This is a genomic window from Streptomyces sp. NPDC058796 (genome assembly GCF_042745235.1).
Classification (GTDB): domain Bacteria; phylum Actinomycetota; class Actinomycetes; order Streptomycetales; family Streptomycetaceae; genus Streptomyces.
Map to the genome: position 1 here is coordinate 1,117,252 of NZ_JBHYOP010000001.1, position 26,686 is coordinate 1,143,937.

Genomic DNA, 26,686 nt, shown 5'->3' on the forward strand with positions numbered 1-26,686 from the left:
CCGCCGTGCCCCGTTTCAGCGTCATCGTCCCCTGCTACAAGGTGCAGGGCTTCCTGCGCGAGTGTCTGGACTCCGTGCTGGACCAGTCCTACCGGGACATCGAGGTCGTCGCCGTGGACGACTGCTCCCCGGACGACTGCGGCGCCATCCTCGACGAGTACGCCGCCGCCGACGAGCGGGTGCGCGTACTGCACCTGGAGGACAACGTCGGCCTCGGCCGGGCCCGCAACGCCGCTCTGCCGCACGCCACCGGCGACTACCTCTTCTTCCTCGACAGCGACGACACCCTCACCCCGGGCGCCCTGCGCGCGGTGGCCGACCGGCTGGCGGAGGCGGACGACCCCGACGTCCTGGTCTTCGACTACGCCCGCACCTACTGGTGGGGCGGCACCCGGCGCAACGTCCTCGCCCACGTGCTCGGCGAAACCGACGAGACCTTCACCGCCGCCGAGCGCCCCGAGATCCTCGACCTGCTGATGGTGGTGTGGAACAAGGCCTACCGGCGCGACTTCGTCGAACGGGAGGGCTTCACCTTCCCGCCGGGCTACTACGAGGACACGCCCTGGACCTTCCCGGTCATGTTCGCGGCCGGGCGGATCGCCACCCTGGACCGCGTCTGCCTGAACTACCGGCAGCGCCGCCAGGGCAACATCCTGTCCACCACCAGCCGCAAGCACTTCGACGTGCACGCGCAGTACGAGCGGGTCTTCGCGTTCCTCGACGACCGCCCGGAGCTGGCCCGCTGGCGGCCGTTCCTGCACGTCAAGATGGGCGAACACTGCCTGGACGTCCTGTCCAAGCCGGACCGGCTGCCGGCGTCGGACAAGGCGGAGTTCTTCCGCCGCACCGCCCGGATGTTCCGGGAGTACCGGCCCGAGGGCGCCGAGATCCCGGCCGAACTGCGCGTGCTGGAGCACGGGTACGCCGCCTACCGGCTGCGCCGCGAGTCCGGCCGGGCGGGCCGGGAGCTGGGACGCCGGGCGCGGCAGGCGCGCGGTGCGGCCGCCGGGCGCCTGGGGCGGGTGCGGACGGCGGTGAACACGCGCCGCCCGCTCGACGCGGACCTCGTCGTGTATTCGGCCTTCTCCCACCGGGGCGTGCTGGGCGACCCGGCGGCGATCCACCGCAAGGCCCGCGAGATCGCCCCGCACCTGCGCGGGGTGTGGGTGGTGCGCGGTGAGGAGGAGGCGGCGGCGCTGCCGCCGGACACCGAGCACGTGCTCCTCGGCAGCGCGGGCTACCACCGGGCGGTCGAGCGGGCCGCGTTCCTCGTCAACAACGTCAACTGGCCCTGGGCCGTGCCCAAGCGGCCGGACAGCGTCCACATCCACACCCACCAGGGCACCCCGCTCAAGTACATGGGCGCCGACCTGCTGGGCCGGCCCGGCGCCCGGCACGGCCTGGACGTGCCGCAGATGCTGCGGCGGGCCGACCGCTGGGACCACAGCCTGGTCGCGGGCCGGTACGCGGAACGGATGTGGGAGCGGGCGTACCCCTGCCACTTCGCGTCCGCGCGCACCGGCAGCCCGCGCAACGACGTGCTGGTGAACGCCGGTCCGCAGGCGGGCCGCCGGACGCGCGAGCGGCTCGGCGTCCCCGAGGGGCACACCGTGGTGCTGTACGCGCCGACCCGGCGCGAGTACCGGCGGGGCGGGTACGTGGAGCGGTTCGACCCGGCCCGGCTCGCCGCCGACCTCGGCGAGGGCCACACCCTGGTGGTGCGGCTGCACCCGTCGCTGGCCACCGGCCCGGCGCGCGGCATGGGCCTGGCGGAGCTGCACCGGCGGGGCGTGCTGATCGACGCGACCGACGAGCCGCACGTCGAGGACCTGATGCTCGCTTCCGACCTGCTGATCACCGACTACTCGGCCCTGATGTTCGACTACGTCCTCCTGGACCGGCCTGTGCTGATCCACGCGGACGACTGGGCCGCCTACACGGCGAGCCGCGGTGCCTACTTCGACATCACCGCCGAGGCACCGGGCCACGTGTCGCGCTCGTACCGGGAGCTGGCGTGGCTGCTGGCCTCCGGAGCCTGGCGGGACGAGGAGGCGGCGCGGCTCAGGTCCGCCTTCCGGGCCCGGTTCTGCGAGTACGAGGACGGCCGGGCCGCCGAGCGGGTGGTGCGGACGCTGCTGCTGGGCGAACCGATGCCGGAGCCCGCCGGTGTGCCCGGCGCCCGGTCCGTCCCGGCCACTCCCGGCCACGACCTGCTGGCCTCGTCATGAGGCCGCGCACCTGGGTGCTGGTCCTGGCCGCGGTCTTCGCCGTGCTCCAGCTCGCGAACGTCACCGGCCGGGACACCCCCGACACCAAGAACTACCTGTCGTACGCCCTGAGTCTGGCCGGTGGGAGCAAGCGCGGGGTGGCCGCGGACACCATCGACTACGTGTGCGCGAGCAAGGCGTCGACGGCCCGCCGCGACCAGAGCGTGCACGTGGTCCGCTTCCACCGGCCCGACCCCACCGACCGGGTGACGGCCGACTGCCGGGAGCGGGAGTGGCGGCAGGTGGAGCCGAGGCTGGCGGCCGGGCAGACCGGCGGGCACACCGTGCCGTACATGACGGAGCGCTTCATGCGGATCTTCGAGGCGCGGCCCGGCTACCCGCTGTTCCTGGTTCCCTTCGTCGTGCTCCTCGGGGCGACGTGGGGGCTGTGGGCGGCGGGCGTGGTCATCGCCTGTGCGGGCGGTGTCCTGGTCTTCCTGATCCTGCGCACCCTGTCCGTGCCGGTGCCGCTCGCGCTGACCGGGCAGGCGCTGTACTACGTGCTGCCGTGCGGGACGACGGCCATGCGGCCGATGACCGAGGGGCTGCTGATGGCGCTGACACTGGCGGCGGTGTGGGGGTGCGCGCTGGTGCTGCGGGCGGGGCGGGCGCGGGCCGGGTACGCGCTGGTCGGCGGGTCGCTGCTCGCGCTGTTCACCGTGAAGCACTCGCAGGCGCTGTTCCTCGGGGTGTGCCTGGCGGCGGCGGGCGCGCTGCTCGCGCTGCGGCGACGGCGGCGGGGACGGCCGCCGGGCCGGGAGGTGCTCGTGCTCGCGGCCCTCGGCCTGGCGGGCGCGGCCGGCACCATGGTGCTGTCGCGGCTGCTGCACTACCCGTCGGTCTCCGACAGCCTCCAGGACCTGCTGACCGGGCACTTCGCCCGGCCGGACCGCGAGGACCCGTGGCCGGAGTTCTGGCAGTTGCAGGGCAACTTCTGGGTGGAGTGGGTGCGGCGGCAGGCATGGGAGCCGCTGTTCGTGGCGGCGCTGGGCGCCGGGGCGTGGGGGGCGCTGCGCCGCGGCGGCGCGGTCGGGGTCTTCCTGGTCGCGGCGGCGTTCACCGGCGTCCTGACGCAGGCGGGACATCCGGACATCAACATCTGGGGCGAGCGGCTGATCGTGCTGGCCTGGCTGCTGCCGGTGGTGGGGATCCCGCTGCTGCTGGAGCCGGTGGTGCGGGCCGGCCGGGTGGCGCTGCCCGCACAGGGACAGGCCGAACGGGCGCGCGTGGCCGACTGAACGGACGCTCGCCGCCGCCTGACGGTCACTCGATGCGGTGACGTGTGGTCGTGTCGTTGACCTGGGCGCGGCCGCCGGGAACATACGGCAAATGCCCCGAATGTCCCACCCTTCGTCCGTCCCGTGAGCGCCGGTGCCCTCGTCCGGCGGCCCGTGCGCGGTGCCACGGCGCTGCGCGGCGGCCGTTCCTGGCGTCCCACCCCGTACCAGGCCGTCGGTTTCCTGTTCTTCCTGGTGATGACGCTGGCGTACTGGGCCGTGCCGCTGTGCTGCGACGCCGGCCAGCACGCGGCCGTCGTCGAGCGCCTGAAGGCGAACCTCCTCAGTCCCCGCCACCCGATGGCCGACCTGCCGGGCGCGGGCAGCGCCTACTACTCGCCGTACGCGGTCGCGCAGGGCCTGTTCGCCCGGCTGACCGGGCTGGGGGGCTGGGAGGTGGTGCGGCTCGCCGGGCCACTGAACCTGCTGGTGCTGCTGACCGGCCTCGGCCGCTTCGCGCGGGTGCTGAGTCCGCGGCCGTGGGCGCCGGTGCTGGCGCTGGGCGCGATGACGCTGCTGTGGGGCACCGAGCGGGCCTGGTGGAGCGGCTACCTCGGGCTGATGTCGATGACGGGCAACCTCGGCTACCCGTCGGCGTTCGCGATCGGGCTCACCTTCTGGGCGTGGGCGCTGACGGGCGCGCGGGCCCGTGACGAGCGCGGGGTGCGGTACGTCGGCCCGAGCGGCCTGCGGGGCCTGCCCGGGTATGCCGGGCTCGGCATCCTCTACGGCCTGGTCCTCCTCGTCCACCCGATCACGGCGGTGGCGGCGGCGCTGGGCGCGGTGGCGCTGGTGGCCGGATGGCAGCGCGGCTGGCGAGGGCCGGTCGTCGGGCGGTGGGCGCTGACGGGTGCGGTGGCGGTGGCGTCGGCGGCGCTGTGGCCGTACTTCGACGTGTTCGCGCTGGCCGGGGACGAGAGCGTGGACGGGATGCACCGCGTGCTCTACCTGGAGCTGCCCGGGGAGTTCTGGCTGGCGCTGCTCGGACTGCCGGCGCTGTGGCGGCGCGGCCGGGCGTCGGCGCGCGATCCGCTGCTGCTGCTCTTCGTGCTGGACTGCGCGGTGGTGGCGTACGGCTGGTTCAGCAGCCATTACACCTACGGCCGGATCCTCGGACTGACGCTGGTGCCGTTGCAGTTCGCGCTGGCGGTGGAGCTGGCGGCGCCCCGGCCGTGGGGGTGGTGGCGCAGGGCGCTGGGCTCGGCGGCGGCCGCGGGCGCACTGCTGGGCTTCCTCACGGTCCAGGCGGGGGCGGTGGTGCCGCGGGCGCTGGACCCGGTCGGCTTCGAGCAGCCGCCCAGCTGGCCGACGTACGAATGGGCGGCGCGGCACATCGGCCCCGGCGAGGTCGTGATCACCGACGGCTACTACGCCGGGCACGCCATCGCCGGGTACGGGCCGAACCTCGCGGCGCCTGCCTGGCCGGACCCGTCACTGGACGAGCGGGAGCGCGGGCGGCGGGTGGCCGACGTGGAGGCGTACCTCGCCCCCGGCTCGACCCGCGCCGAGCGCGCCGCGGTCGTCCGCCGCTACGACGTCCGCTGGCTTCTGCTCACGCGCTGGCAGCCGGTGCCCGAGGAGGCGGTGGTGGTGGCGTGGAGCGAGCGGACCGGCGAGGTGCTGGCGCGGGTCGGGGGCGGGGGCGGGGACTGACCGGCGTGTCCCGAAACTACTCGATGACGAGCTCGACCGGGATGTTGCCCCGGGTGGCGTTGGAGTAGGGGCAGACCTGGTGGGCCTGCTCGACCAGCTTGCGGCCGGTCTCCTCGTCCAGGCCCTCGGGCAGCTCGACCCGCAGCGTGACGGCGAGCGCGAAGCCCTCGCCCTGCTTGCCGATGCCGACCTCGGCGGTCACCGCGGCGTCGCTGACGTCGACCTTGGCCTGCCGGCCGACCAGACCGAGGGCGCTGCCGAAGCAGGCGGCGTACCCGGCGGCGAACAGCTGCTCGGGGTTGGTGCCCTGCCCGTCGCCGCCCATCTCGACGGGGACGCCGAGCGCGAGGTCGAGCTTGCCGTCGGAGCTGACGGTGCGGCCGTCGCGGCCGTGGGTGGCGGTGGCGGCGGCGGTGTAGATGGCGTCCATGGGAGAACCGTCCCTCTCGGTGCGGGAGAAGCGTCGCGACGACGCCTGACGACGACAAGTAGAGCACGCTATTCAGTTGAGCACAACTAAATGGTGGATAACTAAATAGTGCACAAGACCCCGTCGGCTACCCTGGAGTGCATGACCACGCCCGCAACGGACTGGCTCCGCCTGGACCAGCAGATCTGCTTCTCCCTGAACGCGGCCTCGCGCGCCTTCAACGGCGTCTACCGCGTGGTCCTCAAGGACCTCGGACTCACCTACCCGCAGTACCTGGTGATGCTGGTGCTGTGGGAGCACGGCGAGCTGCCGGTGAAGAAGCTCGGCGAGCACCTGCGCCTCGACTCGGGCACACTGTCCCCGCTGCTCAAGCGGCTGGAGGCGGCCGGCCTGGTCCGCCGGGAGCGCAGCGCGCGCGACGAGCGCTCCGTGGAGGTCCGGCTCACCGGTGAGGGCGTGGCACTGCGCGAGCGGGCGACCGGGGTACCGCGCCGGATCGCGGCGGCCACCGGACTCGACCTGGCGGAGGTCCAGGACCTGCGCACCCGCCTCGACCGCCTCACGGCGGCCCTGGACACGTACGGCACCGAAGCGGCCCCCACCGCGTCCTGACGTGTGCGGGGCCCGTCGGGCGCCGGGATGACGGATCATGACCACCGAGGACCACTGACGAGGGGACGGCCGCACATGACCTGGCTGATCACCGGCGGAGCCGGCTACATCGGGGCGCACGTCGTGAGGACGATGACCGAGGCCGGCGAGCGGACGGTCGTGTACGACGACCTGTCCACCGGCATCGCCGACCGCGTACCCGACGGCGTCCCGCTGGTGGTGGGCTCGGTCCTGGACGGCGAACGGGTCGCCCGCGCACTCACCGACCACTCCGTCACCGGAGTCGTCCACCTGGCCGCCAAGAAGCAGGTGGGCGAGTCGGTCGAGCTGCCGCTGCGGTACTACCGGGAGAATGTCGAGGGCCTGCGCGTCCTGCTGGACGCGGTCACCGCGGCCGGCGTCCCGTCCTTCGTCTTCTCCTCCTCCGCCGCCGTGTACGGCATGCCCGACGTGGACCTGGTGACGGAGGAGACACCGTGCCTGCCCATGTCGCCGTACGGCGAGACCAAGCTGGCCGGCGAGTGGCTGGTGCGGGCGACCGGCCGGGCGACCGGCCTGTCGACGGCCTCCCTGCGCTACTTCAACGTGGCCGGCGCCGCGAGCCCGGAACTCGCCGACACCGGCGTCCACAACCTCGTCCCGATGGTCTTCGAGAAGCTGACCGAGTCAGCGGCCCCCCGCATCTTCGGCGACGACTACGCGACGCCGGACGGCACCTGCGTCCGCGACTACATCCACGTGATCGACCTGGCCGAGGCCCACGTCGCCGCCGCCCGCGCCCTCCGGTCCTCCCCGGGCCGCTCCCTCACCCTCAACATCGGCCGGGGCGAGGGCGTCTCCGTCCGCGAGATGATCGACCGCATCAACGCCCTCACCGGCCACGACCACCCCCCGACGGTCACCCCGCGCCGCCCCGGCGACCCGGCCCGCGTGGTCGCCTCGGCCGACCGCGCCGCCGCCGAACTGGGCTGGAAGGCCAAGTACGACGTCGAGGACATGATCACGTCGGCGTGGGCGGGCTGGGTGCGACTGCATCCGGGGGCGGCGCGGGACTGAGCCCCGCGCCACCGACGGCCACTCCTCCCGCCCGCCTCGCTCCCGTACGTCCGGGGCGCCTGACCGGTCGCCCGGGCCTCAGAGCGCCTTCAGCCCCTCCGCCGTGGCCCGTGCCAGCGCCCCCAGGTAGCCCTTCGGCAGCTTCGGGCTGCGGATGACCACCGAGCGCCAGTACAGCGGGCCCGAGATCAGGTCGAGGGCGAGGTCGGGGTCGACGGCCGGGCTCAGCTCGCCGCGCTCCGTCGCCGCCGCGAGGATCTTGCTGGCGACGCCGTCCTGCCCTTCCCGCAGGGTCTTCCGCATGGCCTCCGCGATGTCGGGATTGCGGGCCGCCTCCGCCTGGAGGTCGGGAATCACCTGCGAGGCCACGGGGTGGCGCAGGGCCCGGGACGTCACCTCGTACAGCAGCCGCAGGTCGCCCTCCAGGGAACCGGTGTCCGGCACGGGCAGACCCTGCACGGCGAGCGCGGAGACGATGTCGAGGACCAGGTGCAGCTTGGAGCGCCAGCGCCGGTAGACGGCCGTCTTGCCGACGCCCGCGCGGCGCGCGATGCCCTCGATGGACATCCGCGCGTAGCCGACCGCCGCCAGTTCCTCGAAGACCGCCGCCCGGATGGCCTCCGTCACGTCCTCGCGGAGCACCGCCGCCCCGGCGGGTGCCCGGCGGCGCGGGCGCGGCTGCGGCTGCGGCTGCGGCTCGTCGGCGTTGGTCGTCATGCGGGCCAAGCATAGGGCGTTACGACGAAACGGTTGCGTTCCGACGTCGCCACGCCCTACGCTCACGTCAGGACGATACGGTCCCGTCCCGACGTAAATGAACCCGCTCCGACACACGGGTGAACGCCGGGCGCCGCCACCCCCCTCCCCCCGAGCGAAAGCAGCGGATGTGAGCCAGGTCCTCCACACACCGCCTCCGACACCGGCCCCGGCCGCCGCCGAGGAGCACGACCTCGCGGCCCTCGCCGCCCGCCACGGCCTGACGGTCAGCGGTGCCCGCCCCTCCCTGCCCGAGTACGTCCGCCAGCTGTGGGCGCGCCGGCACTTCATCGGCGCCTTCTCCACCGCCAAGCTCACCGCCCAGTACAGCCAGGCCAAGCTGGGCCAGGTCTGGCAGGTGATGACGCCCCTGCTCAACGCGGCGGTGTACTACTTCATCTTCGGCGTGCTGATGAACACCAGCCGCGGCGTGGAGGACTTCGTCCCGTTCCTGGTCACCGGCGTGTTCGTGTGGACGTTCACACAGAGTTCGATCATGGCGGGCACCCGGGCCGTCTCCGGCAACCTCGGCCTGGTGCGCGCCCTGCACTTCCCGCGGGCCGCGCTGCCGGTCTCGTTCTGCCTCCAGCAGCTCCAGCAGCTGCTGTTCTCGATGGCCGCCCTCGTCGTCATCCTGCTCGCCTTCGGCGTGCCCCCCGCTCCGTCCTGGGTGCTGGCGGTGCCGGCGCTGGTGCTGCAGTTCCTGTTCAACGCGGGCGTGTCGCTGTTCATGGCCCGGGTGGGGTCCAAGATCCCCGACGCGGCCCAGCTGATGCCGTTCGTGCTGCGCACCTGGATGTACGCCTCCGGCGTCATGTTCAGCATCGACCACATGACCGGCCCGGACAGCGGACTGCCGTCCTGGGTGGGCACCGTGCTCCAGCTCAACCCCGCCGTCGTCTACATCGACCTCATGCGCTTCGCCCTGATCGACACCTTCGACGCCAGCCACCTGCCGCCCCACGTGTGGGCGCTCGCGCTGGGCTGGGCACTGGTCGCCGGCATCGGCGGTTTCATCTACTTCTGGAAGGCCGAGGAGACGTACGGTCGTGGCTGACACCCCCGCTGACAACACCCCCGCCGAGCGCGTCCCGACCGTCGTCGCCGACGGCGTCGACATCGTCTACCGGGTCAACGGCACCGGCGCGGGCCGGGGCTCGGCGACCGCCGCCCTCAACCGCATCGTGCGCCGCAGGAAGACCGAGAAGGCGGCGGGCGTACGCCGGGTGCACGCCGTCAAGAACGTGTCCTTCGTGGCGTACCGGGGCGAGGCCATCGGCCTGATCGGCACCAACGGCTCCGGCAAGTCGACCCTGCTGAAGGCGGTCGCCGGCCTGCTCCCGGTGGAGCGGGGCCGCATCTACACCGACGGCCAGCCCTCCCTCCTCGGCGTCAACGCGGCCCTGATGAACGACCTCACCGGCGAGCGCAACGTGCACCTCGGCGGCCTGGCGATGGGCATGTCCCGCGCGCAGATCAGGGAGCGGTACCAGGAGATCGTCGACTTCTCCGGGATCAACGACAAGGGCGACTTCATCACGCTGCCCATGCGCACGTACTCCTCCGGCATGGCGGCCCGGCTGCGCTTCTCCATCGCCGCCGCCAAGGACCACGACGTCCTCCTCGTCGACGAGGCGCTGGCCACCGGCGACCGCTCCTTCCAGAAGCGCTCCGAGGCACGCATCCGGGAGCTGCGCAAGCACGCCGGCACGGTGTTCCTGGTGAGCCACAGCAACAAGTCCATCCGCGACACCTGCGACCGGGTGCTGTGGCTGGAGCGGGGCGAGCTGCGCATGGACGGGCCGACGGAGGAGGTCCTGCGGGAGTACGAGAAGTTCACCGGCGGTCCGGACCGGTCGGCCAAGCCCGCGCCGAAGGCCAAGGCGGCCGCCTGACCTCCTGCCGAGCGCCCGCCTCCCCCGGGAGGCCTATGCACGGTTAACCCTTTTGCCCGATTAGTGCCACTATGGCCGAACGAACGAACAGGAGCGTGCCGGGAGCGACGACGGCGAAGGAGTCCCCGCGATGTCCGAGATACCGGAGATGCCCGAGATCCCCGACCTCAGCGTCATCGTCCACGGCCCCAACGTCCAGGACCACCTGCCCGCCCTCCTCGACACCCTCGACGCCCACCCCCTCACCGGCGTCGAGGTGATCGTCGTCGCCGTCGGGGACTGGGCGCGGGAGGCGGCCGAACGGCACACCCCCGCGTTCACCGTCCTGCCGCTGCCGGACGGGGCGGGGGACGCCGCGGCCCGCGCGGCCGGGGCGGCGCGCGCCTCGGGCCGGTGGCTGCACTTCGTCCACGCCAAGGACGGCGTACCCGCCGGCGCCCCGCGCACGGTCGCCGAGCACACCGCGGACCTCCCCGGCACGGTGGACGTCCTGCTCCTCGACCACGTCCGCGGCACCTGGCGCACCTCCGGCCTGCCCTCCCCCGACGGCCCCCGCCTCGCCCGCGCGGCCGGCTCCGCCCTCGCCCTCGACGACCACACGGCGCTGCTCGCGACGGCCCCGCTGCTCGGCAACCGCGCCGTGCGCGCCGCGTTCTGGCGGGCGCACGAACGGCTGCTCACCACCGACGACGAGCCGTTCGCCGCGTACACCGCCCTGCTGCTCGCCAACCGCGTCGCCTGCCTGCCCCACCCCGCGTACGAGGACCGGCGGCTGCGCCCCGAGAGCCTGCCGCCGGTCCCGCCCGAGGCGCACTACGCCCTGGTCGAGCGCTACGAGCGGCTCCTCGACCTGTCCGCCGGCCGCCCGGCCGTCCACGCGGCCCTGTACGACCTGATGGTCCGCGACTGCCTGCGCACCCACGCCCGCGCCGGGATGCCGGACGGCGTCGCGCGGGAGTTCTTCCACCGCGCCTCCCTGGCCGCCCGGCACCACCGCCCCGAGGGCCACCGGCCCCGCACCGGCCTCGAAGGCGTACGCCGGTCGCTGCTGGAGCGGGACGCGCACGCCGAGTACCGAGCGCTCCAGGCCGCCAACCGCACGCGCCGCCGGGTGCGGTCGGCGGCCCGCACCGCCAGGCACCACGCCGGGACACGGCTGCGCACCCTCCAGTACCGCCGGGCGCTCGCCGAGCCGGTCGACCAGCACCTGGCCGTCTTCTCGGCGTACTGGGCGCGCGGCGTGGCCTGCAACCCGGCCGCGATAGCCGCCAAGCTCGCCGAGCTCGCCCCGAGCGTGCGTCCGGTGTGGGTGGTCACCGCGGCGAACGCGGCCCTGCTGCCGCCCGGCACCGACCACGTCGTCCCCGGCACCCGCCGCTACTGGGAGGTGCTGGCCCGCGCCAAGTACCTCGTCAACAACGTCAACTTCCCGGACGCGGTGGTCAAACGCCCCGGCACCGTCCACCTCCAGACCCACCACGGCACTCCGCTCAAGCGCATGGGCCTGGACCAGATGCCCTACCCGGCCGCCGCCCGCGGCCTCGACTTCCAGGCGCTGCTGGAGCGGGTGGACCGGTGGGACTTCAGCGTCAGCGCCAACAGCCACTCCACGCGCATGTGGCAGCGGGCGTACCCGTCCCGCCACGTCTCCCTCGATCACGGCTATCCGCGCAACGACGTCTTCTACACGGCCGGCGCCGCCGAGGTCCGCGCGGTCCGCGACCGCCTCGGCATCGCGCCCGGCCGCCGGGCGATCCTGTACGCGCCCACCCACCGCGACTACGAGGCCGGCTGGACGCCCCGGCTGGACCTGGCCGCCCTCGCCGACCGGCTCGGCGAGGACACGGTCCTGCTGGTGCGCGCCCACTACTTCTACGAGACCGCCGCCTCACCCCTGGCGGGCCTGCGGCGCACCGGCCGGATCATCGACGTCTCCTCCTACGACCCGGTCGAGGAGCTGTGCCTGGCCGCCGACGCGCTGGTCACCGACTACTCGTCGATCATGTTCGACTACGCCAACCTGGACCGCCCGATCGTCATCCACGCCGACGACTGGGAGACGTACCGCACCACCCGCGGCGTCTACTTCGACCTGACGGCCGAGGCCCCGGGCCCGGTCGCCCGCGACCAGGCGGAACTGACGGAGATCCTCACGGCCGGCGCCTGGCGCGACGAGCGCGCGGCGAAGGCACGGGCCGCCTTCCGCCGCCGGTTCTGCGAGTACGACGACGGCCGCGCCGCGGAACGCGTCGTACGCCGGGTCTTCCTCGGCGAGGACGAGCGGACCCTGCCTCCCGTCCTGCCCGTCGAGGAACGCACCCCGGCCCCCAGCCCCGAGGAGGCGACCACGTCATGAGCACCGACCGGGCGACGTACCCGAGCCCCGACGTGACCGTCACGGTCATCGTCTACAACGACGCCGAACGCCTCCCGCGCGCGGTGGCGTCCGTGCTGCGCCAGACCCACCCGAACCTCGAGGTCGTCATCAGCGACGACCACTCGACGGACGCGACCGAGGAGGTGGCCCGCGAGCTGGCGGCCCGCGACCCCCGCGTGGTGTACCTGCGGCTGCCCGAGAACAGCGGCGGGTGCAGTGCCCCGCGCAACCGCGCCCTGGAAATCGCCCGTGCCCCGTACCTGATGTTCCTGGACAGCGACGACGAACTGCCCGAGCGCGCCGTCGAGGTGCTGCTCGCCGCCCACCGCGAGCGCGACCTCGACTTCGCGATGGGCGCGGTGCACCGCATACGCGTGGACGGCGGACGCCGCACGACGTGGATGCCGCACCTGGTCGCCGAGCGCCGCACACTCGACGGCATCGAGGCCGACCCGCGCCTGTTCTTCGAACACCTGTCGACCAGCAAGATGTACGCCCGCTCCTTCCTAGACCGCCACGACCTGCGCTTCCCCGAGGGCATCCACTACGAGGACCAGCTCTTCTCGGCGCAGGCCTACTGCCTGGCCAAGACGTTCACCGTCGTGCCCGAGCCGGTCTACCGCTGGTACATCGCCCCGTACGCCGCCACCGAGACGGCCTCCATCTCCAACCAGCGGCACAAGCTGACCAACGTCCGCGACCGCGTCCACGTGCAGCGGCTCATCGACGGGTTCCTGGCCGAGAGCGGGCACGAGTCGCTGCGGGAGGACAAGGACTTCAAGTTCCTCAAGCACGACTTCCGGATGTACGCCGGTGACCTGCCGTACCGGGACGACACGTGGCTCGCGTCCTTCGCGGACATCATGGTCCCGTACCTCGACACGCTCGCCCCGGGCGCGTACGCGCGCCTGCCCCGCGACGAACGGGTGGTGCTCCAGCTGGTCCGCGACCACCGCCTGCCCGACGTACGGACCGCGGCCCGGGGACTCGGCCACGGCGTGGCCCCGCGCCGCATCACACCGGACGCATCGGCCGGCCGCGTCTACTGGGGCGAGGAGGTCCCGCGCTCCCAGCGGGCCCGCCGCGAGCTGGACCTGACGGAGCTGGAGCCGGACACCCGCCCCTTCTTCGGCGCCCTGCTGCGGCATGAGATCACGGACGTCTCGCGCGGTCCCGGCGCCTCGGTCCGCCTGACCGTCCGCACCTACGACCCGGCCTTCCGGCTCCCGGTCGGCCCCCAACGCGCCGTCCTCCACCTGTCCCCCGGCCGCCGTCGCCTCACGGTCCCCTTCCGCCTCTCACCCGTGCGCCCCGGCGTCTTCGAGGGCCGCGTGCGCCTGGACCTGGCTGCGGCCCGTCTCCCCCTCCAGGGCTTCGAGGGCGTCCGCCATCCCGTACTCCGGCTCCGCCACCAGGGCCGGACCCACACGGGGATCCTCCTGGCCCCGCTCGGCTTCACACCCCTCACCGCCCGGGTCCCCTACCGCTCGGGCGCCCTGCCCCACCGGGTCACGGTGGAACCGGAGGGCCACAACCCGGGGCGGCTCCAGATCCGCTGGCAGCCGGTCGGCGCCACGGCGGCCGTCATCCGCCCGGCCCTGCACCGCCTGGCCACACCCCGCGTGCGGCGCGCGGCCCGCCTGGCGGCGAGCATCCTGCCGTAGCTGCGGGCAGTCGTGCCTCCCCCAGTGCCTGAACGGCCCGGGAGGTACCCCCAGGGCGGCACGGGCGGGCGGTGGGGGCGCCTCCCGCCCGAGCGAAGCCGAGAGTGGGGGAGGCACCCCGCAACGCCGGGCCGCGCACCCGCCCGACGGCCACACCAACCCCGCTCACCCCACCACCGCGTACAGCACCTCCCCGTCCGGCCCCCGCGCCACCCGCCGCAACCCCTCAGCCCCCCGCAGCCCGTCCCCCCGGTCCACCACCCACCGCACCCCGTACTCCCGCACGATCCCCCGCCGCACACCACCCGCCGCCCCCTGCGAGAAGTACGCCCGCACCGCCCCCGCCCGCTCCCCCTCGTCCCGCAGGAAGAAGTCGGGGTACCCGGGAGCCACGGTGTACGCCCCGTACGCCGGAATCTGCCGCGAGGGAAACTTCCGCGCCATGACCACGTCGCCGTACCCCACCCACGGCGTGATCCAGTGGTACCCCGTCCAGGGCTCCCGGTACTTCGCCTCGACCACCCCCGGCAGCAGCCCCCGGTCCGCCACGTACCCCAGCGTCCCCGCCTGTGCCCACGCCCCCACCACCAGCGCCGCGCCCAGCACGCACGCCCACACCGTCCGCGCCGCCCGCCGCCCCGGCCCGACCACCTCCAGCGCCACCGCGAGCTGCGCCGGGATCAGCGCGGCGGGCAGCGCCCTGCCCCAGGACCAGTGCCCGCTCACCCCGCCCGCCACGAAGACCACGGCGCCCAGCGCGAAGAACAGCACCAGTACGTCACGCCGGTCCCGCCACCACCGCACCCCCAGCGCCGCCACCCCCGCCAGCACCAGCCAGTACCGCCCGGGCAGATCCCGGTACAGCGACCGGTGCACCGCGTTCATCCCGTCGCCCGCGCCGAGCAGGGCGAAGAAGTCGTAGTACGGCCAGGCCCACAGCACCACCACCCCCAGCACCAGGCCCCCGCCCAGCCGGCCCCAGACCCGCCACCCCGCCCGAGAGCCGGACACCACGGCGAGCACGCCCAACGTGGCGACGACCCCGGAGAACTGATGGACGAGCAGGATCACCGCCCACAGCACCCCGCACCCGGCCCAGACCCACCGGCCGGCCGGCCGACGCGCCGGCCACGCCCACAGGTGGAACGCGAGGCCGAGCGCGAGCACGCTCGGATAGGCCACCGTCAGGGCCAGGGAGTGGAGGCCGAGGAAGCCGCTCCAGCTGAACTCCTCCGTGCCCCACAGCAGCACCAGGGACAGCAACGCGAGCGGCGGCGCCGCCGGGTGCCCGCTCAGCGTGCGGACGTACCGCCACACCCCCGTCACCAGCACCCCGAGCGCCACCAGCGCCCCGATCCGCAGCACGACGAAGACCGAGAACCCGGTCAGCTTGGCCAGGGCACCGAGCAGCACCGTCCACGGCGAGTAGTACGGGCTCGGCGTGTCCGCGTCGACCAGGGGGTTGCCGGGGTCGGTCAGGCTGTGACGCAGTCGTTCGACGGTGGCCGCGTGGATGCCGAGGTCGCCGGCCCAGGGCAGCCGGACGACGGCCAGGAGCAGGAGCAGCAGGAGGACGAGCGCGGCGACGCGTGCGGTCCAGAGACGCCCAGTCACCCCGTCACCTTATGCGGAGATTCCGAAGAGAACGGGCGTACCGGACATGAAGGCGCCCCGGGTCACTCGACCCGGGGCGCCTCGCACAGCCGTGCGGCTACGGCATCACGCCGTCACGAGTGCGTGCGCAACAGCGTCCGCATCGTCCGCATGGCCACGGACAGGTTGGACAGGTCGAACGCCTCCGAGTTGTGGATCTCCTCCAGCGTGGTGCGGGCCCGGCCGAGGATCGCCGCGTTCTTCTCCTCCCACGCCTTGAACCGCTGCTCCGGCGTCGACGTGCCGTTGCCGGCCGCCAGCACGTCGGCGGTGAGCGCCGCGTGCGCCGCGTAGAGGTCCTCGCGGATCGCCGCGCGGGCCATGGACTGCCAGCGGTCGTTACGGGGCAGGTCGCTGATGCGGTCCATCAGCTGGGTGACGCTCAGCCGGTCGGCGAGGTCGTAGTACACCTCGGCGACGTCCAGCGGCTCCTTGCCCATGCGGTCGGCCACCGACACGATGTCCAGCGTCGGGAAGGCCGAGGAGAAACCGGCGACCCGCGTGGCCGGCTCGTCCGGCACTCCGGCGGCGGTCAGCTCGTCGTAGATGTGCTGGTACCACTCCGCGTCCGCGCCGCGCAGCAGCTTCGGCAGCTCCGCCCAGACCTGCTCGACACGCTCGGCGAAGAAGTCCACCGTCTCGGCCAGCTCCAGCGGCTGCGGCCGGTTGTTGAGCAGCCACCGCGTGCCGCGCTCGACCAGGCGCCGCGAGTGCAGCCGGATGCGGGTCTGGACGGCGGCCTCGACCTTGGTGTCCAGCGCCTCCACCGCGTCCCACACCGGGGAGGAGCGGAAGATCGCCCGGGCCGCGGTCTGCGCCCGCACGATCTCCTCCAGCGACGCGCCCGTCTCCTCGCGCATCCGGTGCAGGTACGTCGTACCGCCCGTGTTGACCGTGTCGTTGACCAGGACGGTCGTGGTGATCTCGCGGCGCAGCGGGTGGCCGTCGATCTGGTCCAGGAACTGTTCGCGCAGCGCCGTCGGGAAGTAGGCGTGCAGCAGGCCCTTGAGGTACGGGTCGTCGGGCAGCGAGGTGTGCAGCAGCTCCTCGGCGACCGTGATCTTCGTGTACGCCAGCAGCACGGCCGTCTCCGGGCCGGTCAGGCCCTGTCCGGCGCCGAGGCGTTCACGGATCTGGCGGTCGGTGGGCAGGAACTCCAGGGCCCGGTCGAGGCTGCCTTCGCGCACCAGGTGGCGCATGAAGCGCTGCTGGGCGTGGAGCATGTCGTTGGACTGGGCGAGCGCGTTGGCGATCGCCGTGTTCTGCGCGTAGTTGTTGCGCAGGACCAGCGCGCCGACCTCGTCGGTCATCTGGGCCAGCAGCTTGTTGCGCTGCTTGACGGTCATGTCGCCGTCCTTGACCAGACCGTTGAGCAGGATCTTGATGTTCACCTCGTGGTCGGAGGTGTCCACGCCCGCGCTGTTGTCGATGGCGTCCGTGTTGATCTTTCCGCCGGTGCGGGCGAACTCGATCCGGCCCAGCTGGGTCAGGCCCAGGTTGCCGCCCTCGCCCACGACCCGGACGCGCAGGTCCTTGCCGTCGACGCGGATGGCGTCGTTGCCCTTGTCGCCGACGTCGCCGTTGGTCTCGGTGGACGCCTTGACGTACGTGCCGATGCCGCCGTTCCACAGCAGGTCCACCGGGGAGCTGAGGATCGCCTTCATCAGCTCGGCCGGAGTCATCTTGGTGACGCCGGACTCGATCCCGAGGGCCTCGCGCATGTGGGCGTTGACCGGGATCGACTTGGCCGAGCGCGGGAAGACGCCGCCGCCCGCCGAGATCAGCGCGGTGTCGTAGTCCTCCCACGAGGAGCGCGGCAGCTCGAACAGACGGCGCCGCTCGGCGTACGAGGTGGCCGAGTCCGGGTTCGGGTCGACGAAGATGTGCCGGTGGTCGAATGCGGCGACCAGACGGATGTGCTCGGACAGCAGCATGCCGTTGCCGAACACGTCGCCGGACATGTCGCCGATGCCGACGACGGTGAAGTCCTGGGTCTGGGTGTCCACGCCCAGCTCCCGGAAGTGCCGCTTGACGGACTCCCACGCGCCGCGGGCGGTGATGCCCATGCCCTTGTGGTCGTAGCCCGCGCTGCCGCCGGAGGCGAAGGCGTCGCCCAGCCAGAAGTTGTAGGACTCGGCGACCTCGTTGGCGATGTCCGAGAACTTCGCCGTGCCCTTGTCGGCGGCGACGACGAGGTACGTGTCGTCCTCGTCGTGCCGGACGACGTCGGCCGGGGGCACGACCTCTCCGGCCACCATGTTGTCGGTGATGTCGAGCAGCGCCGAGATGAAGGTCTTGTAGCTGGCGATGCCCTCGGCCATCCAGGCGTCGCGGTCGACGCTCGGGTCCGGGAGCTGCTTGGCGACGAAGCCGCCCTTGGCGCCGACCGGCACGATGACGGTGTTCTTCACCATCTGCGCCTTGACCAGGCCGAGGATCTCGGTACGGAAGTCCTCCCGGCGGTCCGACCAGCGCAGACCGCCGCGCGCGACCTTGCCGAAGCGCAGGTGCACGCCCTCGACGCGCGGCGAGTACACCCAGATCTCGAACGCCGGACGCGGCGCGGGCAGGTCGGGGATGGCCTGCGGGTCGAACTTCATGGAGACGTAGTCGTGCGGCCTGCCGTCGCTCGTCTTCTGGAAGAAGTTCGTCCGCAGCGTCGCCTTGATCACGGTGAGGAAGGAGCGCAGGATGCGGTCCTCGTCGAGGCTGGCGACCTGGTCGAGGGCCGCGTCGACCTCTTCGAGCAGGGCGTCGACGATCTCCCGCCCGGCGCGCTGGCGCTCCGGGGCCATCCGCGCCTCGAAGAGGGAGACCAGCAGGCGCGTGGTGTGGACGTTGTTGCGGAGGGTGTCCTCCATGTAGTCCTGGCTGAAGGTCGACCCGGCCTGCCGCAGGTACTTGGCGTACGCGCGCAGCACCATGGCCTGCCGCCAGGTAAGCCCGGCGCTGAGCACCAGGGCGTTGAAGCCGTCGTTCTCCGCCTGCCCGTTCCAGGTCGCGGCGAAGGCCTCCTGGAAGCGCTGGCGGGCGTCGTCGCCCAGGTATTCGGCGCCGCCGGCCACCGACTTCGGCATGCGCAGGCCGAAGTCGTAGATCCAGGCCGTGGTGCGGTCCGCGCAGCGCAGGTCGTACGGCCGCTCGTCGGTGACCTCGACGCCGAGCCGGCTGAGCACCGGCAGCACCGCGGACAGGGAGACCGTGCCGCCCTTCTGGTAGATCTTGAACCGGCGCTCCTCGGGCGCGGCGCCGACCGGCTCGTACAGGCTCAGCGCGAACGTCCGGTCCTCGTCGAGCCGCTCCAGGTGACCGAGGTCGGCGACCGCGGAGCGCGGGCCGTGGTCGGCCTTGTAGCCCTCCGGGAAGGCGCTGCCGTAGCGGCGCAGCAGCTCCGCCGCGTGCTCCTCTCCGAACTCGGCGGTCAGCGCCTCGGCGAACCCGTCGGCCCAGGAGCGGGCGGCCTCGACCAGGCGGGCCTCGACGCGCTCCTTGTCGGCGTCGGACAGGTGCGGCAGCTCGGTGCCCTGCGGGACGCGGACCACGAAGTGCAGCCGGGACAGGATCGACTCGGTGTTCCAGGCCGTGAAGTCGACGCTGGTGCCGCCGAGCTCCTCCTTGAGGATGTCGATGATCCGCAGCCGGACGCCGGTGGTGTAGCGGTCGCGGGGGAGGTAGACGAGGGCCGAGTAGTAGCGCCCGTACTCGTCCTGCCGCAGGTAGAGCCGCAGCCGGCGCCGCTCCTGGAGGTAGAGCACGGAGGTGACGATGGACTGGAGCTCGTCGGGCGGCGTCTGGAACAGCTCGTCGCGCGGGTAGGTCTCCAGGATCTGCAGCAGGTCCCGGCCGTCGTGGCTGTTGGGCGAGAACCCGGCCCGCTCCAGCACCTCCTCCACCTTGCGCCGGATGACCGGCACCCGGCGGACGGACTCGGTGTAGGCGGCGGAGGAGAAGAGCCCGAGGAAGCGGCGCTCGCCGACGACGTTGCCGTTCTCGTCGAACTTCTTGACGCCGATGTAGTCCAGGTACGACGGCCGGTGCACGGTCGCCCGGCTGTTGGCCTTGGTCAGCACCAGCAGCCGGTGCTCGCGGGCCTTGGCCCGGGCGTCGGCCGGGAGCCGCTCGAAGGAGGGGCTGACCGGGTGGCTCTCGTCACTCGCGTGGTGCGGGTCGGAGCGCAGGATGCCGAGGCCGGTGCCGGGGACGGCGGCCAGGGAGTCGTCGCCGCGCAGCTCGTACTCGCGGTAGCCGAGGAAGGTGAAGTGGTCGTCGGCCAGCCAGCGCAGCAGCTCGCGGGCCTCCTCCAGCTCCCGCGGCGGCAGGTCGGCGGGGGTCGGCTCGTCCGGCAGCCGCTCGGCGATGCGGACGGCCGCGTCGCGCATCTTGCCCCAGTCCTCGACGGTCTCGCGGACGTCGTTGAGGACGCGCAGCAGGTCGGCGGTGATCTGCTTCAGGTCGCCGCGGTCGGTCTCGCGGTCGATCTCGACGTGGATCCAGGACTCGACGTGCGCGTCGTGCGGCAGGTCGGAGGAGGGGCCGCCGGTGAGCACCTCGACGAGCTTGCCGGTGACGTCGCGCCGCACCACGATCTGCGGGTGGACCACGACGTGGATGCCGCGGCCCTGCCGGGTCAGTTCGTTGGTCACGGAGTCGACGAGGAAGGGCATGTCGTCGGTGACCACCTCGACCACGGAGTGGCTGCACGTCCAGCCGTTCTCCTCGACGGTCGGGGTGTGCACCCGCACGTTCGCGGTGCCCTGCGGGCGGTTCTCGGCCAGCCGGTAGTGCGAGACGGCGGCTCCGAAGACGTCGACCGGGTCGCGGTCGGTCAGGTCCTCCGGGGCGGTGTGCCGGTAGTAGCGCCTCAGGAACGCGAACACGGATGCCTGGTCCGGGGTGCCCGGCGTGCCCTCGTCCGTCGTCCCAGTCGGTAGGTGCCCCCCGACCGGGCTGTTCTCAGCTACCCGCGCGGCCCTTTCGAGCAGCTCGGCCTTGGCTTCGTCCAGCTTGGTCTGCATTGTCCTCTGGCTCCTGTCGCGCGCCGTTGCGTGACGTTGAAGGAAGTACGGTCTCCTGCCTTCCGGCACGTCCTCGGGACACGGGGTGTCCGGTCCGTTCAGACGCTATGCCGCAAGGTGAGAGGAGCGGGGGCATATCAGCCAATGTCGCCACGTTCACCAGGTGTGACGTCGCTCTCGTCGTCACCGTCCGGGGAGTGCGCGACGTCGTACCGGGGGCCTTCGATGCCCCGTCCCGCCCGCGAAGACCAGCGACCGCCGCCCGGACACGGATGTCGTCCGTGCTCACCGGGCGCAGGGCGGAGGCAACGGTGCCCCCGCGAGCTATCGCGCTGATCACGCCACAAGGCTATCGCCCCCCGCCGGGCTCCCGTCACGACCCGTATGTGTACAAAACCAGGACCCAGACTTTGACGTTCTGCACAGAGACACCGCCCCGGCGCAACTGCGGACAGCGGCCGTGCCCGCCTGGCTGCGGGCAGTCGCGCTCCCCCGGTGCCTGAACGGCCTCGGGAGGCACCCCAGGGGCGGCACGGGCGGGCGGTGGGGGCACCTCCCGCTCTGGGGCCCCTCCCGCGCGAGAAGCCGAGCGTGGGGGAGAAGCCGAGAGTGGGGGAGGCACCCCGTCAGCGCCGGGCTGCGCACCGCCCCCGCGCCCACACGGACGCCGGTCACCGCTCAGCCAACGACACGCACCGGCACCCGCACCCGGCGCATCCCGGACGTCACGCCGCCAACCGCGCCGCCTCCACGACCGCCTCCGCCAACGTGTCCACGACCGGCACCCCGGCCCCCTCAAGACTCGCCCGGCTGTGCGAACCCCCGGTGTAGAGCACCGCCCGCGCCCCCACCCGCCCCGCGGCCACCGCGTCGTCCGCGGCGTCCCCGATCACCACCGTGCGGGCGGGATCGACGCCCGCCGAACCGGACAGCTCCGCGATGTGCCGCACCATGTGCTCCGCCTTGCTGCCTCCGGACGGGCCGGTCCGCCCGTCGACGCGTATGAAGTGCGACTCGATCCCGAAGCCCTTGACCAGCGGCACCAGCTCGTCGTGCCCGTACATGCTGAGAATCGACTGGCTGCGTCCCGCCGAGCCCCAGTCCGCGAGCAGCTGCGCCACGCCCTCCGTGAGCCCGCACCGCACCCGGTGCTCGGTGTAGTGGCGCTGGAAGGTCGAGTCCATGAGCTGCCACTCGGCGTCGGTGGGCAGCCGCCCCATCAGCCGCTCGTAGAACTTCGGCACCGGCACGCAGTACAGCGCCCGGTACTGCTCCAGCGTGATCGGCGACAGCCCCAGCTCGGCGAAGGCCGCGTTCGTCGCACCGATGATCGCGTCGTTGTCGTGGAACAGCGTCCCGTTCCAGTCCCAGACGATGTGCGCCCCTGTCTGCATCCCCATGCCGGAAAACGTACCCGCCGCCACTGACAATCAAGGCGGGCCGCCTCGGACACGGACGTCAGCCCAGGGAGGTCGGCGCAGCGACGTCGGTCGCCGCGGCGTCAGTCGCCCGCGCCCTCGACCAGGCTCGCGATCTCCTGCGTCGCGTACCAGAGCAGCTCGTGGTCCTCCGCCCCGTCCACCACGAACTGGGCGTCGCCGTCCCCGCCGTCCGCCGCCGCGAGGGCCCCGGCCGCGGCGGCCACGTCCGCCCCGGCGTCGGCGGAGTCGACGTGCACCGAGGCCGCCTTGGCCAGCGGCAGGGGCCCGGCCACCCGCACCTCGCCCAGCGCGGCGGGGTCGGGCCCGCGGTCCGGGTCGGCGGTGACCGCCCCGTCGGGCACGTCGGCGGCGACCACGACCCGGCGCCGCGGCGCCCCGGCGTCGGCCGCCAGCAGCCGCAGCGAGGCCAGCGCGGCCCGGTTGAGCGCGGCGTACTCCAGCTCCTCGATGTCGTCCGAGAGGTACCACTCGCGCAGCGCCGGTGTAACGGCGTGGGCGACGAGCGGCCCGGTTCCCAGCTGTCCCGTCCTGTGCGCCTCGGCGAGACCGGAGAGGGTCAGGGGAACGTAGACGCGCATGAGGCTGCCGCTTTCGTGGTCGGGGACTCCGCCGGGGTGCCCGGGAAGTGTCCGGAAGGGCCTGGGAGGGCCTTCAGGATACGTGCGGGTGTCCCCTTTCGAGTCCCCACCCGTGACGTCTGACGCGTCCACTTCCGTCCCGGAACTCACCCGGTGGCCCCGCACCACGCCGGGCCCTGCCAGGCCTCGACCACCCGGATAGGTGAACCCGCCGGGCCGCCGACCGGGTCACGCTCCTCCTTGCCGCACCGTTCCGCCGCGCCGTACAAGATCCTCGACCGCAAGTTACTGCCCGGTACCAGCCGGGCCGTCAAACCGGGGAGCCCCCATGCGCAAGGTCATGACCAGGACGCAGTCCCGCCCGCTCGGCCTCGCACCGGCCACCGCCGTGGCGCCGACCGCCACGGCACTCGCCCCCACGGAGTCCGCGTCGCGCCTCCCCGGCGCCGCCCCGCCCCGCAGGCCCGGCGGCGGCGCCGTACGGTCCACGGCAGCCGGTGGCCGTCCGCCGGGCTCCCCGGCCAGGTCCCCCCGGGCCCGGACGCGGCCGGCGGACACCCGCCCGCCCTCGACGGGGCCGGGCCGCGCCTCCAGGACGGGTGCGCGCACGGCTGCCGGCGCCGCTCTGCCGGGCTCGGCCGCCCCGGCCGTACGACGGGAGGCTCCGCCCGCGGCAGGGCCGGTCGTGCCCGCCCAGACCCCTCGCCGCCCCGTACCGCAGCTCCGCCCGACCGACCGCTTCGCCGAGCTGCTGCTCAACGTGCTCAGCGGCCGGCGCCCCGTCCACTCGATGCTCCGCCACACCGCCGGACGTGCCTACGACGAACTGGCCCACCTCGCCGAACGCGGCCCCCTGCGCACGCGCGGCACCCTCCCCGTCGTCCGTGACATCGGCTACTTCGAGCCGCGGCCGGGCGCCCTGGAGGTATTCGCCCGCATCGGCGCGGGCGACCAGCTGCGCGCGATGGCCTTCCGCCTGGAGCAGGGCCGGGACCTGCGCTGGCGCTGCACGGCGGTGGAACTGGGCGGTCCCCGCAGGCCGCGCACGGACGACGACTGAGCCCTGCGCGACGGCTGAGCCCCTCACCGGGAAAGGCCGAAGGGCCGGACGCACGGAGGCGTCCGGCCCTTCGGCGGCCACGGTGCCCGCAGGCACCGCACGGTCACTTCTTGCGGCGGCGTCCGCCCTTGGCCTGCTTGCGGCGCTCCGCGCGGGTGAGGCCGTCGGACGAGGAGCGCGCGGGCTCCTCGTCGGTGGTGAAGTCGCCCTCGACGACGCCGCCCTCGCCGTCCACGGTCGGCGCGGAGAAGTGCATGTTCCGGCGCTGCGGGGCGTCGAGGCCCTTGGCGCGGATCTCCGGGCGCGCGCCCGCCTGGGCCGGGACGGCGTCCTGCGCGCCCTTCTCCAGCGACGGCGCCGCGTCCTCGACCGGGACCTCCTCGACCTGCTGCTCGACCTGGACCTCCAGGTTGAACAGGTAGCCGACGGACTCCTCCTTGATGCCCTCCATCATGGCCTGGAACATGTCGAAGCCCTCGCGCTGGTACTCGACCAGCGGGTCCTTCTGCGCCATCGCGCGCAGGCCGATGCCCTCCTGGAGGTAGTCCATCTCGTAGAGGTGCTCGCGCCACTTGCGGTCCAGGACCGAGAGCACGACCCGGCGCTCCAGCTCACGCATGATCTCGGAGCCGAGCTGCTTCTCGCGTGCCTCGTACTGCTCGAGGATGTCGTCCTTGATGGACTCCTCGATGTAGTCGGCGGTCAGTCCGGCCCGGTCACCGGCCGCCTCCTCCAGCTCCTCGACGGTGATCTTCACCGGGTAGAGCTGCTTGAAGGCGCCCCACAGCCGGTCGAGGTCCCAGTCCTCCGGGAAGCCCTCGGCGGTCTCCGCGCGGACGTACGCCTCGATCGTGTCGTTCATGAAGTGCTGGATCTGCTCCTGCAGGTCCTCGCCCTCCAGGACGCGGCGCCGCTCGCCGTAGATGACCTCGCGCTGCCGGTTGAGGACCTCGTCGTACTTCAGGACGTTCTTGCGGGTCTCGAAGTTCTGGGTCTCGACCTGGGACTGCGCGGACGCGATCGCGCGCGTGACCATCTTGTTCTCGATCGGCACGTCGTCCGGGACGTTCGCCATCGACATCACGCGCTCGACCATCTGGGCCTTGAACAGACGCATCAGGTCGTCGCCCAGGGAGAGGTAGAAGCGGGACTCGCCGGGGTCGCCCTGACGGCCACTGCGACCGCGCAGCTGGTTGTCGATACGGCGTGACTCGTGCCGCTCGGTACCCAGCACGTAGAGGCCGCCGAGCTTCTCGACCTCTTCCTTCTCGGCCTTGACCGCCTGCTCGGCCCGCTCCAGGGCGGCGGGCAGCGCCGCGGCCCACTCCTCGATGTGCTCCTCGGGGTCGAGGCCGCGCTGGCGCAGCTCCGCCTCGGCGAGGTCCTCGGGGTTGCCGCCGAGCTTGATGTCCGTACCGCGGCCGGCCATGTTGGTGGCCACCGTCACGGAGCCCTTGCGGCCCGCCTGGGCGACGATCGTCGCCTCCCGGTCGTGCTGCTTGGCGTTGAGCACCTCGTGCTGGACGCCGCGCTTGCTCAGCTGCTGCGAGAGGTACTCGGACTTCTCGACCGAGGTGGTGCCGACGAGGATCGGCTGGCCCTTGCGGTGCTTCTCCTCGATGTCGTCGACGACCGCCTCGAACTTCGCGACCTCGGTGCGGTAGATCAGGTCGGACTGGTCCTTGCGGATCATCGGCCGGTTGGTCGGGATGGGCACCACGCCGAGCTTGTAGATCTGGTGGAACTCGGCGGCCTCGGTCATCGCCGTACCGGTCATGCCGGACAGGCCGGGCAGTTCCTTGCCGTTGTGGTCGTGACGCTTGTAGAGGCGGAAGAAGTTCTGGAGGGTGATCGTGGCGAGCGTCTGGTTCTCGTCCTTGATGTCCACCCCTTCCTTCGCCTCGATCGCCTGGTGCATGCCCTCGTTGTAGCGGCGGCCGGCGAGGATACGGCCGGTGTGCTCGTCGACGATCATGACCTCGCCGTCGATGACGACGTAGTCCTTGTCCTTCTTGAAGAGTTCCTTGGCCTTGATGGCGTTGTTCAGGTAGCCGACCAGCGGGGTGTTCACCGACTCGTAGAGATTGTCGATGCCCAGCCAGTCCTCGACCTTGGCGACGCCGGACTCGTGGATGGCGACGGTGCGCTTCTTCTCGTCGACCTCGTAGTCGCCGGTCTCCTCGATGCCCTTGAGGGTGTTGCCGGCCTCGCCCTTCTTCAGGCGGGTGACCAGCTTGGCGAAGTCGCCGTACCACTTGGTGGCCTGGTCGGCCGGGCCGGAGATGATCAGCGGCGTACGGGCCTCGTCCACCAGGATGGAGTCGACCTCGTCGACGATGGCGAAATTGTGGCCGCGCTGGACGAGCTCGTCCTTGGACCAGGCCATGTTGTCGCGCAGGTAGTCGAAGCCGAACTCGTTGTTCGTGCCGTAGGTGATGTCGCAGCCGTACATCTCGCGGCGCTGGGCCGGCGTCTGGTTGGCCAGGATGCAGCCGACGTTCAACCCGAGGAACTTGTGGACACGGCCCATCATCTCGGAGTCGCGCTCGGCCAGGTAGTCGTTGACCGTGACGATGTGCACGCCCTCGCCGGACAGGGCGTTGAGGTAGGCGGGCAGGGTGCCGACGAGGGTCTTGCCCTCACCGGTCTTCATCTCGGCGACGTATCCCATGTGCAGGGCCGCGCCGCCCATGATCTGCACGTCGTAGTGGCGCTGGCCCAGGACGCGCTTGGCGGCCTCGCGGACGGTGGCGAAGGCTTCGGGCAACAGGTCGTCCAGGCTCTCACCGTCGGCGTAGCGCTGCTTGTACTCATCGGTGAGGGCCCGCAGCTCGGCGTCGGAGAGGTCGACGAAGTCCTCTTCGATGGAGTTGACCTGGTCCGCGATGCGGTGCAGCTTGCGCAGGATCTTGCCTTCGCCTGCACGCATGATCTTCGAGAGGACGGACACG

At 72.6% G+C, this 26,686-nt stretch carries 17 protein-coding genes; 10 read left to right on the top strand and 7 right to left on the bottom strand.

Annotation, left to right across the window (positions count from 1 at the left end):
* The first annotated feature begins 5 nt into the window (after positions 1-5).
* The 3 genes from ACFW47_RS04990 (at position 6) to ACFW47_RS05000 (ending at position 5,197) form a co-directional block, all read left to right on the top strand.
* On the top strand, positions 6-2,228 hold the full coding sequence (locus ACFW47_RS04990; RefSeq protein ID WP_386288529.1) for a CDP-glycerol glycerophosphotransferase family protein: 2,223 nt from the start codon (positions 6-8) through the stop codon (positions 2,226-2,228).
* Positions 2,225-3,505, top strand: coding sequence for a hypothetical protein (locus ACFW47_RS04995; RefSeq protein ID WP_386288527.1), 1,281 nt, complete (start codon positions 2,225-2,227; stop codon positions 3,503-3,505). The genes ACFW47_RS04990 and ACFW47_RS04995 overlap by 4 nt, the downstream gene beginning before the upstream one ends.
* 123 nt (positions 3,506-3,628) lie before the next feature.
* Positions 3,629-5,197 carry a hypothetical protein gene (locus ACFW47_RS05000; RefSeq protein ID WP_386288525.1) on the top strand — a complete coding sequence of 523 codons (1,569 nt, stop codon included), beginning with the start codon at positions 3,629-3,631 and terminating at the stop codon, positions 5,195-5,197.
* Positions 5,198-5,213: 16 nt separating this feature from the next.
* On the opposite strand, the gene ACFW47_RS05005 is transcribed toward ACFW47_RS05000, so the two are convergent.
* Positions 5,214-5,627, bottom strand: a complete 414-nt coding sequence (locus tag ACFW47_RS05005; protein WP_386288523.1) for an organic hydroperoxide resistance protein — start codon at positions 5,625-5,627, stop codon at positions 5,214-5,216.
* A gap of 141 nt (positions 5,628-5,768) precedes the next feature.
* Between ACFW47_RS05005 and ACFW47_RS05010 the strand changes: the two genes are divergently transcribed.
* On the top strand, positions 5,769-6,239 hold the full coding sequence (locus ACFW47_RS05010) for a MarR family winged helix-turn-helix transcriptional regulator (protein ID WP_386288521.1): 471 nt from the start codon (positions 5,769-5,771) through the stop codon (positions 6,237-6,239).
* A 75-nt stretch (positions 6,240-6,314) separates the two neighbouring features.
* Positions 6,315-7,295, top strand: coding sequence for a UDP-glucose 4-epimerase GalE (galE, locus tag ACFW47_RS05015; protein WP_386288519.1), 981 nt, complete (start codon positions 6,315-6,317; stop codon positions 7,293-7,295).
* 78 nt (positions 7,296-7,373) lie between these two features.
* Here the strand turns inward: galE and ACFW47_RS05020 are convergent, their stop codons facing one another.
* Positions 7,374-8,012 carry a TetR/AcrR family transcriptional regulator gene (locus tag ACFW47_RS05020; RefSeq protein ID WP_386304793.1) on the bottom strand — a complete coding sequence of 213 codons (639 nt, stop codon included), beginning with the start codon at positions 8,010-8,012 and terminating at the stop codon, positions 7,374-7,376.
* A 169-nt stretch (positions 8,013-8,181) separates the two neighbouring features.
* On the opposite strand from ACFW47_RS05020, the gene ACFW47_RS05025 reads away from it, so the two are divergent.
* The 4 genes from ACFW47_RS05025 to ACFW47_RS05040 all read left to right on the top strand — a co-directional run bounded on the left by ACFW47_RS05025 (position 8,182) and on the right by ACFW47_RS05040 (position 13,987).
* Positions 8,182-9,108 (top strand): ABC transporter permease, encoded by a 927-nt coding sequence (locus ACFW47_RS05025; protein ID WP_386288515.1) that lies wholly within the window; start codon positions 8,182-8,184, stop codon positions 9,106-9,108.
* Entirely contained in the window at positions 9,101-9,946 is an 846-nt protein-coding gene (locus ACFW47_RS05030) for an ABC transporter ATP-binding protein (protein ID WP_386288513.1), read from the top strand. Before ACFW47_RS05025 ends, ACFW47_RS05030 begins: the two co-directional genes overlap by 8 nt.
* A gap of 157 nt (positions 9,947-10,103) precedes the next feature.
* Entirely contained in the window at positions 10,104-12,302 is a 2,199-nt protein-coding gene (locus tag ACFW47_RS05035) for a CDP-glycerol glycerophosphotransferase family protein (RefSeq protein ID WP_386304840.1), read from the top strand.
* The gene (locus ACFW47_RS05040; protein WP_386304795.1) at positions 12,299-13,987 is read left to right on the top strand and encodes a glycosyltransferase family 2 protein; all 1,689 of its coding nucleotides are present in this window, start codon (positions 12,299-12,301) and stop codon (positions 13,985-13,987) included. The genes ACFW47_RS05035 and ACFW47_RS05040 overlap by 4 nt, the downstream gene beginning before the upstream one ends.
* A 165-nt stretch (positions 13,988-14,152) precedes the next feature.
* Here ACFW47_RS05040 and ACFW47_RS05045 read toward each other — a convergent pair whose 3' ends face one another.
* The 4 genes from ACFW47_RS05045 to ACFW47_RS05060 all read right to left on the bottom strand — a co-directional run bounded on the left by ACFW47_RS05045 (position 14,153) and on the right by ACFW47_RS05060 (position 22,675).
* Positions 14,153-15,601: a hypothetical protein gene (locus ACFW47_RS05045; RefSeq protein WP_386304797.1), complete on the bottom strand. Its 1,449-nt coding sequence runs from the start codon at positions 15,599-15,601 to the stop codon at positions 14,153-14,155.
* Between the two features lie 113 nt (positions 15,602-15,714).
* Entirely contained in the window at positions 15,715-20,655 is a 4,941-nt protein-coding gene (locus ACFW47_RS05050) for an NAD-glutamate dehydrogenase (RefSeq protein ID WP_386288508.1), read from the bottom strand.
* A 725-nt stretch (positions 20,656-21,380) separates the two neighbouring features.
* Positions 21,381-22,055: an HAD family hydrolase gene (locus ACFW47_RS05055; protein ID WP_386288506.1), complete on the bottom strand. Its 675-nt coding sequence runs from the start codon at positions 22,053-22,055 to the stop codon at positions 21,381-21,383.
* Positions 22,056-22,156: 101 nt separating this feature from the next.
* Positions 22,157-22,675, bottom strand: coding sequence for a DUF6912 family protein (locus ACFW47_RS05060; protein ID WP_386288504.1), 519 nt, complete (start codon positions 22,673-22,675; stop codon positions 22,157-22,159).
* A gap of 328 nt (positions 22,676-23,003) precedes the next feature.
* Here ACFW47_RS05060 and ACFW47_RS05065 point away from each other — a divergent pair, with 328 nt between their 5' ends.
* On the top strand, positions 23,004-23,735 hold the full coding sequence (locus tag ACFW47_RS05065) for an Rv3235 family protein (RefSeq protein ID WP_386288503.1): 732 nt from the start codon (positions 23,004-23,006) through the stop codon (positions 23,733-23,735).
* A 103-nt stretch (positions 23,736-23,838) separates the two neighbouring features.
* Here ACFW47_RS05065 and secA read toward each other — a convergent pair whose 3' ends face one another.
* Positions 23,839-26,685 (bottom strand): preprotein translocase subunit SecA, encoded by a 2,847-nt coding sequence (gene secA, locus ACFW47_RS05070; RefSeq protein ID WP_386288501.1) that lies wholly within the window; start codon positions 26,683-26,685, stop codon positions 23,839-23,841.
* Position 26,686 lies beyond the last annotated feature (1 nt).